This window comes from Pseudoalteromonas sp. TAE56, from assembly GCF_000497955.1.
GTDB lineage: Bacteria > Pseudomonadota > Gammaproteobacteria > Enterobacterales > Alteromonadaceae > Pseudoalteromonas.
The window spans coordinates 127288-141077 of the sequence record NZ_AUTN01000138.1; the positions used below are offsets into that span (position 1 = coordinate 127288).

Here is a 13790-nt window from a genome sequence, read left to right on the forward strand (position 1 = left end):
TTAACTTATAACTTAGAAATATCAAGCGCTTGCCAATGCGGAAAGTGCTTGCGTACTAAGGTGTTAAATTCAACTTCAAATTCGCTAAAGTTACTTTCCTGTGCTTGGCTTTGCAGTACTTGTTCAATCATGCCCGCAGCAACCGTTAGGTTTGATAAGCGATCGATTAGTATAAACGAGCCTGTTTCGTGATTGCTGTGGTACTCGTCTGCCAAAATAGTTTCGGTTAGTTCAAGTGTCACAATTGCAATTTCGTTTAACTGTAATGAGTCGCTAGTGCCGTGCTCAAGCGTGTTTACATCAATTGTGTAATCAATCTTTGTAACAATAGCTGATGTGTTTTTGCTGCCTAGTTTTAGGTTATAGCTTTTACCTAATACTAATGGCGATTCGTGCATCCATACAATTTTAGCTTGTAGCTGGTTAGTGACAACAGCTGTTGAATTTGCAGGTACTATTACATCCCCTCGGCTAATATCAATTTCGTTATTTAGGGTAACGGTGATTGCTTGGCCTGCTTCGGCGCTGTCCAGGTTGCCATCAAAGGTAACAATTTCTTTAATGCTTGATGTTTTACCCGACGGTAATACTTTTATTGCATCGCCTACGTGTATCTTGCCTGATGTAAGTGTGCCCTGAAAACCACGGAAGTTTAAGTTAGGACGCACTACATATTGCACTGGTAGGCGCGCTTCAAAGCCTGTATCTGTTTCGGCTGCTGGCGAATCTTCTAGTAATTCTAGTAGCGGCTTGTCGGTGTAATACGGTGTATGTGCAGAGCGTGTTACTACGTTGTCGCCTTTAAGCGCCGACATAGGCACAAACTTAATGTTTGATACGTTAAGTTGCTCAGCAAATTTAAGGTAATCAGCCTTAATTTTTTCATATACGGTTTCGTCAAAATCAACGATATCCATTTTATTAACGGCAACAACAAACTGCTTAATGCCCAGCGAGTCACAAATAAAGCTATGGCGCTTAGTTTGTACTTGTACGCCGTAACGCGCATCAACCAAAATAATGGCGACATCGCTAGTTGATGCACCCGTTACCATGTTGCGCGTGTATTGCTCGTGCCCAGGTGTGTCGGCAATAATAAATTTACGCTTAGCCGTTGAAAAGTAACGGTACGCTACGTCAATGGTAATGCCTTGCTCGCGCTCAGCTTGTAGGCCATCAACTAATAATGCAAGGTCAAGATCTTCACCTGCATTACCTACTTTTTCGTTATCTTTATGAAGGGCTGCTAGCTGATCTTCATAAATTTGGTGGCTGTCGTGCAGTAGGCGGCCAATCAATGTTGATTTACCGTCATCTACACTGCCACACGTAAGCATACGCAATAAGCTTTTGTCTTGTTGGCGTGCTAGGTAGGCGTCTATGCCTATTTCTTTTACTTCGTTAAATGTATCGTTATTTTGGCTAGACATTAAAAATACCCCTCACGTTTTTTCTTCTCCATTGAGCCGGCTGAATCATGGTCGATAACACGACCTTCACGTTCAGATGACGTAGATAGCAGCATTTCTTCAATAATTTCGGTTAAAGTACTGGCTGTTGACTCAACTGCACCGGTAAGTGGGTAGCAGCCTAATGTACGAAAACGTACAGATTTCATTTGCGGTACTTCACCTTCGTTAAGTGGCATACGCTCATCGTCAACCATTATTAGGGTGCCATCACGGTCAACAACAGGGCGCTCTTTTGCTAGGTAAAGCGGTACCATGTCGATGTTTTCTTGGTAAATGTATTGCCAAATATCAAGCTCAGTCCAGTTAGACAAAGGGAAAACACGAATGCTTTCGCCCGGATTAACTTGGCTGTTATAAGTATTCCAAAGCTCAGGACGTTGGTTTTTAGGGTCCCAACGGTGGTGTTTGTCGCGGAACGAGTAAACACGTTCTTTTGCGCGTGACTTTTCTTCGTCGCGGCGTGCGCCACCAAATGCAGCATCAAAACCATATTTGTTAAGTGCCTGCTTTAAGCCTTGGGTTTTCATTATATCGGTATGTTTACCCGAGCCATGCGTAAACGGGCCTACACCCATTTCAATGCCTTCTGGATTTTTGTGTACCAGTAGGTCAAAACCGTATTCTTTAGCTATACGGTCGCGAAACTCAATCATTTCACGAAACTTCCAATTGGTGTCTACGTGTAATAACGGAAACGGAATTTTTGCAGGGTAAAATGCTTTACGCGCTAAGTGCAAAAGTACCGACGAATCTTTACCAATAGAGTAAAGCATTACTGGGTTCTCAAACTCAGCGGCGACTTCGCGCATGATTTTGATACTTTCAGCTTCAAGTTGCTGAAGGTGAGTTAAAGCCATTGTTAGTCGTCCTACTAAAATGATTAAAAGTTACAAATTTAAAATTCGGTTATGTATTTGATACATCTGTTAGCGGCTGTGCAAAGCTGCTTGTTTGTTCGTTTTTCCCAAACCACGCTAGTTGCGAGTGCAGGGCGGCTACTTCACCAATAATGAGTAGCGCAGGCGATATAATGCTGTTGCGTTCAATTAAGTCGGCAAGTTCGCCTAATTGGCCTGTTACTACACGCTGATTTTTACGTGTACCGTTTTCGATAATGGCAACAGGGGTGTCGGCTTTGCGGCCATGCTTTAAAAGCTCGCTTTGTATGTGCGGCGATTTAATTACGCCCATGTAAATAGCAAGCGTTTGATTTGCTTTTGCCAGTGATTGCCAATCAAGTTCTTGACCGTCTTTTTTACAGTGGCCCGTTACAAATTGAATGGCTTGTGCATGGTCACGATGCGTAAGCGGAATACCCGCATACGCACTACAACCTGCAGCAGCTGTAATACCCGGTACAATTTGATAATTTACGTTGTTAGCAGCCAGTACTTGTACTTCTTCGCCACCACGACCATAAATAAACGGGTCGCCACCTTTAATGCGGCACACTTTTTTGCCTTGTTTAGCAAGGTCGACCAGCATTTGGTTGGTGTCGTCTTGAACAACACTATGATCGCCTAAACGTTTGCCTACACAAATAAGGTCAGCATCACGACGCACTAATTCCATAATTTCGTCAGACACTAAAAAGTCGTATACAACCACATCGGCTTGTTGCATAAGTTGCAGTGCTTTAAGTGTTAAAAGCTCTGGATCGCCTGGGCCTGCACCTACTACATATACTTCGCCTTCAGGCTCGGCTTTGGCATCTAACATTTGCTCTAGTTGTTGCTGTGCGGCTTGAGTGTCACCGGTTTGTACTTTACTCACGACAGATGAGTCGAACACGCCTTCCCAAAATTGGCGGCGGTCTGAAAAATGTTTAAAGCGTTTTTTTACTTTGTCTCTAAAGCCGCCTACAAGTGTTGCAAGTGGCCCAATATGATGCGGAATAAGGGTTTCGAGTTTTTCGCGTAAGCGACGTGCAAGTACCGGCGCTGTGCCTGCACTTGATATAGCAATCGTAATTGGGTCGCGGTCAACAATGGATGGGAATATAAACGTACACTTAGGTTGGTCATCAACCACATTCACAAATACATTGCGGGCATTGGCAAGTTCAAATACGTTGTTGTTTACTTCATCGCGGTCAGTGGCTGCTATAACCAGCATTTTGCCATCAAGATGTGATTCATCAAAATAGGCATCAATAAGCGTTACTTCATTATTATGTGCATGCTCTTTTAGCTCGTCGCAAAACCAAGGTGCTACTAAAGTAACGCTCGCTCTCGCTTTTAAAAACGCGCGACATTTGCGTAATGCGACCTCTCCACCGCCAACAACCAATACTGGTTTGTTGTCGAGTTTGGTAAAGATAGGTAAATACTGCACGTTAATAAGACCCCTAAACAAATTCAAATATAAGAAAACGCTTTATTCTGATAAGCAGAATATAGCGGCTATCAATAAGTAAAAAATAATTAAAACCAAGTTGATATAACCAAAAGTTATAATAGGTGGGCTTTTTAGGCCTAAGAGTTAGTTAACAAGGGATTGCGCCGAGTTACAAGTAAAATATACAGCTTATAGTGTTTGGTTATGAGCTATAGCGAGTTTGGTTTAATTTGTTAATATGGAAGCATATTCTATTTTGTACTTATACCAATTGCATTAAATTAGTGATCTATTATAGCGACAAGAAAATAGCTCAATAACAAGGCTAAAATTATGATACATAGTTGTTCTATATAAATAATTTTTAACGTAGTTAGTGAGTTATTTAATACGCTAAAATGATTATGTTTTTAATAAAATTGGTATTACATAAGCAACGGAGCTCTAATGACACAACACCAAAAAGATGCCGCATTAGCAGTCGCACTGATGGATTTAACAAGCTTAAACACTAGCGATACCACCAAAAGCATTCAAGCGCTTGTTGATAGTATAAACCCGATGCTGGGCACACCTGCCGCTGTATGTGTTTATAGCGACTTTGTTGATGATGCAAAAATAGCACTCGCAGCACGTGAGCTTAACCACGTAAAAGTTGCAACGGTCACTAACTTTCCAACGGGTGATGCGCCACTGAGTGATGTAATTAACGAAACACTTATTGCAATAGAGCGCGGCGCTGACGAAATTGATCTTGTTATTCCTTATAAAAAGTTAATAGCGGGCGATGTTCAAACAGTACTTAGCTATGTAAGCGAAAGTAAAAAAGTGTGTGGGTCGCGTGCCCAGCTAAAAGTAATAATAGAAAGCGGCGAGCTAAAAACCGAAGCGCTCATAACACAAGCCACGAAGCTTGCAATTGAAGGCGGTGCTGATTTTGTAAAAACCAGTACGGGTAAAGNCAGCCATTAAGAACTCGGATAAACGTGTTGGCTTTAAAGCTGCCGGTGGTGTTAAAACAGTGGCTGATGCTAGTGATTATTTAACGCTTACGCGCGCAATAATGGGGGATGATTATTTGCAAGCAAATACATTCAGATTTGGTGCTTCAAGCTTGTTAAGTGACGTTTATACAATATTAAAAAGTAATTAAAGGAAAGATGATGAGAGCAAGAAACTCCGGGACACAAACATTGTTTAATAACCTATTTAAAGGTGCATTGGTTGTAGGAGTCGTTGGTTTTGGATTAACTGCATGCACTAACCCAAGCACACCCGCAGGTGAAGAAGGCTACGTATTCGAAAAGCCGCGTGTATTTGGTGAAGGTGGTTATCAAGGTACAATGAAGGGCCCATCTAATTACGGTATGTCGTTACTGCGAAATGAAGTGGTAAACATCGATATGCGACCTAATACATATACCGAGACATTTAGAATTTTAGCGAATGATGATTTAAATATTAAATTTGATTTTCATGCTGTTATTGCTATTGAGAGTGGCACTGTTAAAACTGTGGTAGAGCAGTACGGCGCCGAAAATTGGTATAAACGCTTTGTACGTGAAACTTTCAGAACGTATGTGCGCGATACAGTACAAAAATACGATAGTGGCGAGCTTAAAACAAATCGTGAGAAAATTGCGAAGGAAGTGACTCTGCGCCTGCAAAGTTATTTATCGACAACGCCGTTTAAACTTGCAAACGTTGTAGTAGGCAATATTAATTACCCCGATATTGTTGCTAATGCAGTTGAGAAAAAATTGGCAGCTCAGCAGCTATTATCGGAAAAAGAAACACAAAAAGAGATTGCCAAAAAAGACGCTGAAATTAGGGTTGAAGAAGCCAAAGGGATTGCTCAAGCTCAGAAGATCATTAACGCAACACTAACAGCTAATTACATTCAACATGAAGCTATTAATGCACAAATAAAAATGGCTGAGTCACCTAATCATACAACTGTTTATATTCCGGTAGGTAATAACGGAGTACCACTTGTTAAAGGCGCTAACTAGATAGTGAGTACTTGGGTAGCTCTTTTTATTAGCTACCCAAGCCAAAGCCATTAATTAAACTTAAACATGTTGCTTATACTTTCGAGGCTTGATTTGTTCGTTTTAGCAATACAACCACTATCATCAAGTGACTTTTTAGTTGTTTCATCAGCTAAGCCCGTTACCTTTAGTTTTTTGTCTTGTTGGTACTCGCGAAGTGCAATAACTGTTTTACGATCATACTCAACATCCTGTGTTTCAAATTCTTCATAATCAGGCTGGTTTCTTAGGTAGCCCAAACATACCAAGCTTAGGCGCGACATTGCTAAATCCATTTTTTCATAATGTGGCATTCTATGGGTTGGTACATCAACTGTTACAGCGCTCTTGCTGGCTGTTTTTGCGCGTTTAGTAGCTGGTGGCGGCGCAGTGTAACCCGGTGCTAAAGTGTTGTTACTATTATAGCGATAGTAGGTATCTGGAATTTTAGTTTCTAAAAACTCAACCGCTTTAATAATAACTTCACGAAGGGCTTTTTCTTTAGGGGTATCAGACCATCCACTAATATTACCGCCAACAAGTGCGCCACCAAAGTTGGTTGCGGCTCCAGTAAAGTCAAAATCTTTACTGCCACCTTCAACACTTGTTGCTGCTAAAATTCGTGATGTGCGTGTGTCGATAAGGCGTAGGTCAATTGCCATATGAGAACCTGAAAAACCAGCTGATACAGAGCTAAATACATCGCCCATAAAGCCGCCACTGCCAACACTTGCACCAGAGCTGTCATCATCAAATTCAGTTACCGCTGCAATAACGACTATTTCAGCGCCTTCAATCTCACCATAAGCGGCACCCGATGATGCACTAACGCGACCTGAGGCTGCTAGGTCTTGTTCTGATAAAACAGCATCAAGCGCTTGGCGCTCTAAAACAATAAAGCGATTTGTTGATACGAGTGCCGTAGTTAATTGATCAGCCATACCGTCGCCTATTTCTTTACGCCACCATTTTGAGTTGTTTGATTTGTCGGTAAAGCGTGCAACAGCAATACGAGCTTTAGGCCCATTGTATTGTTCTTGGGCGACAGTGTTTATGTCTGGTGAATTTTGACCTGACGTAACATTTGTGGAGGTGCTTTGACAAGCGCTCAGAGTGGTAGTTAATAGTGCCGTTAATAATAGTTTTTGTGGTGCTTTTAACATATGACTGTCCTTAATTAATATGCTCAAGGGAAATGCAGTGCATTTCCTTTAATATTTAAATTCATGTTAATTTAGTTAAATCAGTAGGTTAATAATAGTACTGGTGCGAAATATTTAGTCACACAGGCGAAATTTATCTGGATTTTTCACGAAACTGTTTTGGGGACATATTATATTTTGCTTTAAAGCACCGGGCAAAGTAGCTTTGTGAATTAAAGCCAATTTGCTGTGCTACTAGACCAATTGCAAGCTCACTATTTTTTAAAAGCTCTTGTGCAAATTCCAAACGAATATTTCGAATGTAATCGCTTGGTGTTAGGTTGTACAAGGCTTTCATTTTTAATTGTAAAGCGCGAGGGCTAAGGTAGAGCGCTGCTGCAAATTCTTCTACGCTAAATGCTTCGTCTTGGTAATGCTCTTTTACTGTTGTTTTTACACGCTCGGTAAATGCATAATCTTTACTTTGCGCCATTTGTGGGTCGAGCTGGGCTGTTTGTGATAAAGCAGGTAGTTGTTGTTTTAAATGTTGATTAAGTACTTCTCTAATCGTTAATAATCCTTGAACGCGGCTGAGTAACAGCTGCGGCTCAAAAGGTTTACTCAAATAGTCATCAGCAAGTAAGTCTAGGCCCTTTAATTTACTATGCGTATCTGCCTTTGCTGAAAGTAATAACACCGGAATATGGCTAATAGCCGTGTCGCTGCGCAGTGCTTTAATAAACTGATAGCCATCCATAACAGGCATCATTACATCACTTATTACCAAGTCAGGCATTTCGTTTTTACATAAAGCTAAACCTAGCTCTCCGTTAGCTGTACTTATACACGTGAAGCTACTAATAAATAGTGAAGTTATTAAATCACGCATTTCATCGTTGTCTTCAATAATAAGAATCTTATTACTTTTTACTGCACATAAATTATTGTTTTTAGACACAGCAAGAGCAGTAAGGTTAGAGGTTTCGTCTATTTGAGTTGTTGGGAGTGAAACAGTAAAACAACTTCCTTTGTTTAATTCACTTTTAAGTTCAATAGTTCCTCCATATTGTTCAACTAGCTGCTTCACCAGCGCTAAGCCAATACCGCTACCACTTTGATTACTCGTATCTATGCGTGTAAATCGTTGAAAAACGGTCTCAAGGTGCTCTTTATCTATACCAACACCAGTATCTGAGACTGTGATGATTAATGTTTGTTTTTGAGTTAATAGCTGAAGTAATACTTTGCCAGTGTTTGGAGTGTATTTTTGGGCGTTACTCAATAAGTTACTGATAATAGAAATTGTATGATTTAGCTCTAATTTAATGGGAATAGTTTTTTGCGTTAGATCTTCAAACTCGAACGTAATATTTTTTTGTTTAAATAAAGGGATGAAATCTTCAATTAATTGTTCAACTACCGGATTTATAGCATAGGGTGTGACGTGTTTCACTGCAGTGCTTGGGCGCTGGCTGAGCTGTAAAAGTTGGTTTATTTGATCTAATAGCTTATAGCTATTACGTTGAATCATAGCTAATTTTTGTTGGGTGTCTGAATCCTTATGGCTTTCTTGTAAACTCTCAAGTGGCGCTAATATTAGGCTTAATGGTGTTTTAAGTTCATGGCTAACATTATCTAATAGTTGAGTTTTTAAGTTGCTAAGTTCTTTCTCTTTTAAGTTTGCTTGCTCTGCAACGTTAGCCCTATATCTTGCTGTTATAATTAACCACATTATAAATAATACGATAATGATGTAAGTGACATAGGCAACATTGTTCTTCCACCAAGGTGGAGTAACTGTAAGCGCAACCATTGTTTTATCATCACTCCATTGACCGTATTGATCTTTAACTTTTACAATAAAGTGATAGCTTCCAGCGGGAAGTTGAGAATAGCTAACTTGCCTCTGGTTTTTGCTTGCGTATAAAAACTGCTTATCTAACCCAGCTAACTTGTAAGCATATTGGTATTGAGAAGGGGGCTCTGCACCGTTTAAAGCAGAAAATTTAAAGCCGATAACACCATCTTCTTCTTTAAAAAATAGTCTGTCTGTATAGCTTATAAGCTTAGGCGTTTGAGTCTTGTTTTTTATATATTGCTGCGTTGCGACTGACTGGTTATAAATAAGTAAGTCTGTAATAACAGGTTCTGGGGGTTGAGTTGCTAGAGTCAGTTTTAACGGATCAAATTGATTAAAACCGTTAATACCACCAAAAAATAGCTCGCCGTCATCTGCTTGAAAAGCAGCGCCTAAAATAAAAGAATGATGCTGTATACCGTTTGCGGGTAAAAAATGCTGCATTTGTTGGGTTTGAGGAGCGTAACGGGTTAGGCCTTGGTTGCTGCTTAGCCACAAGTAACCACTGGTATCTTGTTTAATTGCAAAAATATTATCGTTAAGTAAACCATCAAACTCTGTAATGTTTATTACTTTGTTTGTTTGGATATTTAACTTATTGAGCCCGCCAAAAGTACCTACCCATAAAGTGTTTTTATCTTGTAAATGCAAGGATGTAACCATGTCGTGCGTTAAACTATTAGGCTTTTTAAGATCGCTTTTGTAATGAGTGAATGTTTCATCATGTAAAGAAAGTTTATTTAACCCTGCGCGGGTTCCTGCCCATATAGCGTTGTTGTCGCTGTCATAAGTAACACTAAAAACAGTATTATTTGAGATGCTATTTTTATCTGCGCTGTATTTAAAATTTGTAACCTGTAAAGTATCGGGATTAAATCGTGTTAAGCCTTCATTACTGCCAAGCCATAAATTACCACTTAGATCACCTTCTATTGCATAAATACGGTTACTACTGAGTTGATGGCTTTGCACAGTAAAAGCCGAAAAGCTATCATTAATTGGGTTGTAAAGCAGTAAACCACCTCCGTATGTACCTATCCATACGCGTTTATTAGCATCTTCATAAAGACTAAATATATTGTTATTAGTTAAGCCTATATCTTTATTTTTATCTGTTTTATAGCGTTTAAAGCCTGTGTCAGTTTGCTTATTAAGTCCGTCGCGCGTGCCCACCCAAAGTAAGTTGTTACTGTCTTTGAGTATTGCTCTTACAAAGTCATTCGAGATAGAAGCTGGGTTATTACTTTGATGTTTTTGATGACCAAACTGAGTCTGCCTTTTATCATAGCGATGTAACCCATAGCCGTCTGTACCAATCCAAATAATGCCTTGAGGGTCTTGGTAAAGTGACAATAGGTGATCGTTAGCTAAGCCATGTTTTAAATCTGGAGAGTGAGTAAGTTGATGAAACTCGCTACTTAATAAATTATCTGTAGCTTGGTAATAAAGACCATGACCATAAGTGCTTACCCATAATTTTTTTTCATCATCAAAAAGTATATCTGTAACCCAAACATTTTTGAGTTGCTCAAAGTTATAAAATGCGAGTGTGTTTGAGTCAAAAACACTTAGACCAGTCTTACCTCCTATAATAAATTTGCTATTTGTTGCTTTTTTTAATTGCCAGAGCTGTTTAGGGCTATTAGGTATATGTTCGAACCGATGTGTTTGTGTATCGAACTTAATCAGCCCGATACTACTTGCTAACCAAAGGTTTTTTTTATCATCAAAAAGCACATCCTTAAAAACAACATTTAAGTGATTCGTGCCCTGATAAGAAAATAATTCGGTAGTACCTGTGTATGTATCTAAACGAGTAAGTTGCCCTTTATCGTGACCAATCCAAATGATTTGTGGCGAATTAGAAGAAATTGATGAAATACGTTCGTTTGTAATAGGAGGGGCTGAATACTGGTTAAAAACACTAAAACTTCCTGTTTCAGTATTTAATAAGTTGAGGCCATTACTTGTTGTAGCAAACCAAATGTGGCCATTTTCTAAATTCAGGCAGTCTGTAATCCAATTCCCCGAAATACTAGGGTGTAAAGGATTGAATTTATAGTGCTTAAATTCATACCCATCAAATCGATTTAAGCCACCTTGGGTAGCAAACCAATGAAATCCTTTTTCATCAGTGGTACTACATGTAATTGAATTTTGTGATAAACCTTGTTCATTTGTATATGTATCTAAGTACAATGGCAGGGCATAAGAGCTAATATGAAATAATAATAAAAAGCTAATAATTTTATATCTTATGATTGTTTTTATTGCTTTCACAGATTTCCTATCTAATTATGAGTCCCTATAATTTAGACAATCATAAACTGCTTTTTAATCAATGTTAAGATTGATTTTTTAATGCAATGCCGAGATTTTCCAATGTGGGTATCTTTTAGGCTTGTGTTAATGGACTGCGTAAGTATAATAGGCATCCACTTTGCAGGGGCGTAGTTCCAATTGGTAGAACAGCGGTCTCCAAAACCGATGGTTGGGAGTTCGAATCTCTCCGCCCCTGCCAGTTTTACTTGTAGTTTGAGTAGTCTGAGATTAAAAACCGGTTTAAATTAAGTCTGTTTTTAAGTTTAGATTTTAATGGATTAACCTTACCGTAGTGTAGGGTTGTTGTGTCTGTAGTTAAGGTAATAATATTATGAGCACGAATGTAGAAACACCATCAAGTGCGATGGAGTCAGTAAAGTGGTTAGTAGCAATCGCGCTACTTGCAGGCGCAGTTGTTGGTAATCACATGTATGCAGATCAATCTGTACTACTACGTGCTATCGGCGTTGTTGTTGCAATAGCGGCCGGATTAGCAATTGCCTCGCAAACATTTAAGGGACGTAACTTTCTTGCTTTCGCTAAAGAAGCTCGAATTGAAGTACGCAAAGTTATTTGGCCAACGCGCCAAGAAACTACCCACACGACATTAATTGTAATGGTTGCAACAGTGATTATGGCACTTATCCTTTGGGGATTAGATGGCATTTTATTCCGCGCTGTAGGCTTTTTAACTGGATTGGAGATCTGATCCCATGTCGGATGAGAACGAGAACAAAGAAATTAAGTTACGTTGGTATGTAGTACAAGCCTTTTCTGGTTACGAAAAGCGTGTAGCTCAAACGTTAACTGAACACATTAAAATCGAAGGTCTTGAATCGAGCTTCGGTGAGATACTAGTACCAACTGAAGAAGTTGTTGAGATGCGCGCTGGCCAAAAGCGTAAATCTGAGCGTAAATTCTTTCCAGGTTATGTATTAGTACAAATGGATATGAACGACGCAAGCTGGCACTTAGTGAACAGCACTGAACGTGTAATGGGCTTTATTGGTGGAACGTCTGATCGTCCTGCTCCAATCAGTCCTAAAGAAGCAGAACGCATTCTTAATCGCCTTCAAGAAAATGCTGAAGCACCTAAACCTGCTACATTATTTGAACCAGGTGAAGTTGTTCGCGTTACTGATGGACCATTTGCAGATTTCAGTGGTGTAGTTGAAGAAGTTGACTACGAAAAGAGCCGCGTAAAAGTATCTGTACTTATCTTTGGTCGTTCTACGCCAGTTGAGCTTGAATTCGGTCAAGTTGAGCAAGATAAGTAATTGATTAAAAAAGCTTCGCTAATTTTTATTTAAATTTTGGCATGAAGCTTGAAAAAGGCCGCTGATTAACTTATAATCAGCGGCCTTTTTGTATTAAGGTAAAATTTATTTTTACTGTGCAAAAAGTACGAAACCAATTTTTAAACTGGGAAGCCGTTAGAGTACGCGTCCTCGCGCGCACAAGGCTGAGACCCACCAAATGAGGTATTTATAATGGCTAAAAAAGTTGAAGCTCTAATCAAGCTACAAGTTGCCGCTGGTATGGCTAATCCTAGTCCTCCAGTAGGTCCTGCACTAGGTCAACACGGTGTAAACATCATGGAATTCTGTAAAGCGTTTAACGCACGTACAGAGTCTATCGAAAAAGGCGCTCCAGTTCCTGTAGTGATCTCTGTTTACGGTGACCGTTCATTTACGTTCGACATGAAAACGCCACCTGCTGCTTACTTACTTAAGAAAGCTGCTGGTATTAAGTCAGGCTCAGGCCGTCCTAACACTGATAAAGTAGGCACAGTAACTCGTGCTCAACTTGAAGAAATTGTTGAGACAAAACGAACTGACCTTACAGCTGCCGATATGGACGCAGCGGTTCGCACTATCGCAGGTTCTGCGCGTGCGATGGGCTTGAACGTAGAGGACTAAGAAATGGCTAAATTAACTAAACGTATGCGTACTATCCGCGAAAAAGTGGAAGTAACAAAAGATTACGAAATCAATGAAGCAGTTGCTCTTTTAAAAGAGTTAGCGACAGCTAAATTCGTAGAAAGTGTTGACGTTGCCGTTAACCTTGGTATCGATGCTCGTAAATCTGATCAAAACGTTCGTGGTGCTACTGTACTACCTAACGGTACTGGTCGTGACGTTCGTGTTGCTGTATTCACACAAGGCGCTAATGCAGAAGCTGCAAAAGAAGCCGGTGCTGAATTAGTAGGTATGGAAGATCTTGCTGAGCTAGTTAAAAAAGGCGAGATGAACTTTGACGTTGTTGTTGCATCACCAGACGCTATGCGTGTTGTTGGTCAACTAGGTCAAATCTTAGGCCCACGTGGTCTAATGCCAAACCCTAAAACTGGTACTGTAACGCCTAACGTTGCAGAAGCAGTTAAAAATGCTAAAGCAGGTCAAGTACGTTACCGTAATGACAAAAATGGCATCATCCATACTACTATTGGTAAGGTTGATTTCACTGCTGAGCAATTACAACAAAACCTTGAGTCACTAATTGTTGCACTTAAGAAGGCTAAGCCTTCTCAAGCTAAAGGTGTTTACTTGAAGAAAGTAACTATCTCTACAACAATGGGCGCAGGCGTTTCTGTTGACCAAAACACTTTAAGCACTGTTGTAGCTTAATT

At 39.8% G+C, this 13790-nt stretch carries 10 protein-coding genes, 1 tRNA gene and 1 pseudogene; 7 read left to right on the forward strand and 5 right to left on the reverse strand.

What is annotated here, in order from left to right:
* Positions 1–5: 5 nt before the first annotated feature.
* From cysN to cysG, 3 genes are read right to left on the reverse strand one after another with little or no spacing between them, the layout of a single operon-like run.
* A complete protein-coding gene (cysN, locus tag L656_RS0116880) occupies positions 6–1430 on the reverse strand; it encodes a sulfate adenylyltransferase subunit CysN (protein WP_024600080.1) in 1425 nt (474 codons plus the stop codon).
* Positions 1430–2329: a sulfate adenylyltransferase subunit CysD gene (gene cysD, locus L656_RS0116885; protein WP_008133447.1), complete on the reverse strand. Its 900-nt coding sequence runs from the start codon at positions 2327–2329 to the stop codon at positions 1430–1432. The genes cysN and cysD overlap by 1 nt, the downstream gene beginning before the upstream one ends.
* Positions 2330–2378: 49 nt before the next feature.
* Positions 2379–3806, reverse strand: coding sequence for a siroheme synthase CysG (gene cysG, locus L656_RS0116890; RefSeq protein ID WP_024600081.1), 1428 nt, complete (start codon positions 3804–3806; stop codon positions 2379–2381).
* 450 nt (positions 3807–4256) lie between these two features.
* On the opposite strand from cysG, the pseudogene deoC reads away from it, so the two are divergent.
* A pseudogene (gene deoC / locus L656_RS01000000122380) lies at positions 4257–4962 on the forward strand (deoxyribose-phosphate aldolase).
* Positions 4963–4972: 10 nt separating this feature from the next.
* Entirely contained in the window at positions 4973–5821 is an 849-nt protein-coding gene (locus tag L656_RS0116900) for an SPFH domain-containing protein (RefSeq protein WP_024600082.1), read from the forward strand.
* A gap of 50 nt (positions 5822–5871) precedes the next feature.
* Here L656_RS0116900 and L656_RS0116905 read toward each other — a convergent pair whose 3' ends face one another.
* A complete protein-coding gene (locus L656_RS0116905) occupies positions 5872–7002 on the reverse strand; it encodes a CsgG/HfaB family protein (RefSeq protein WP_024600083.1) in 1131 nt (376 codons plus the stop codon).
* Positions 7003–7135: 133 nt separating this feature from the next.
* Entirely contained in the window at positions 7136–11119 is a 3984-nt protein-coding gene (locus tag L656_RS0116910) for a hybrid sensor histidine kinase/response regulator transcription factor (RefSeq protein WP_024600084.1), read from the reverse strand.
* 164 nt (positions 11120–11283) lie between these two features.
* Between L656_RS0116910 and L656_RS0116915 the strand changes: the two genes are divergently transcribed.
* The 5 genes from L656_RS0116915 to rplA all read left to right on the forward strand — a co-directional run bounded on the left by L656_RS0116915 (position 11284) and on the right by rplA (position 13788).
* Positions 11284–11360, forward strand: a tRNA-Trp gene (locus tag L656_RS0116915).
* 132 nt (positions 11361–11492) lie between these two features.
* Entirely contained in the window at positions 11493–11870 is a 378-nt protein-coding gene (gene secE / locus L656_RS0116920) for a preprotein translocase subunit SecE (RefSeq protein ID WP_002958877.1), read from the forward strand.
* Between the two features lie 4 nt (positions 11871–11874).
* Complete coding sequence (nusG, locus tag L656_RS0116925) at positions 11875–12438, forward strand: transcription termination/antitermination protein NusG (RefSeq protein ID WP_024600085.1); 564 nt, start codon at positions 11875–11877, stop codon at positions 12436–12438.
* 213 nt (positions 12439–12651) lie between these two features.
* Positions 12652–13080, forward strand: a complete 429-nt coding sequence (rplK, locus tag L656_RS0116930; protein ID WP_002958879.1) for a 50S ribosomal protein L11 — start codon at positions 12652–12654, stop codon at positions 13078–13080.
* Positions 13081–13083: 3 nt separating this feature from the next.
* Positions 13084–13788: a 50S ribosomal protein L1 gene (gene rplA / locus L656_RS0116935; RefSeq protein WP_024600086.1), complete on the forward strand. Its 705-nt coding sequence runs from the start codon at positions 13084–13086 to the stop codon at positions 13786–13788.
* The last annotated feature ends 2 nt before the right edge of the window (positions 13789–13790 follow it).

Excerpts from the sequence above, each read along its gene's own strand:
- cysN (WP_024600080.1), bottom strand. The coding sequence starts at position 1,430 with ATGTCTAGCCAAAATAACGATACATTTAACGAAGTAAAAGAAATAGGC.
- cysD (WP_008133447.1), bottom strand. The coding sequence starts at position 2,329 with ATGGCTTTAACTCACCTTCAGCAACTTGAAGCTGAAAGTATCAAAATC.
- L656_RS0116900 (WP_024600082.1), top strand. The coding sequence starts at position 4,973 with ATGAGAGCAAGAAACTCCGGGACACAAACATTGTTTAATAACCTATTT.
- L656_RS0116905 (WP_024600083.1), bottom strand. The coding sequence starts at position 7,002 with ATGTTAAAAGCACCACAAAAACTATTATTAACGGCACTATTAACTACC.
- secE (WP_002958877.1), top strand. The coding sequence starts at position 11,493 with ATGAGCACGAATGTAGAAACACCATCAAGTGCGATGGAGTCAGTAAAG.
- nusG (WP_024600085.1), top strand. The coding sequence starts at position 11,875 with ATGTCGGATGAGAACGAGAACAAAGAAATTAAGTTACGTTGGTATGTA.
- rplK (WP_002958879.1), top strand. The coding sequence starts at position 12,652 with ATGGCTAAAAAAGTTGAAGCTCTAATCAAGCTACAAGTTGCCGCTGGT.
- rplA (WP_024600086.1), top strand. The coding sequence starts at position 13,084 with ATGGCTAAATTAACTAAACGTATGCGTACTATCCGCGAAAAAGTGGAA.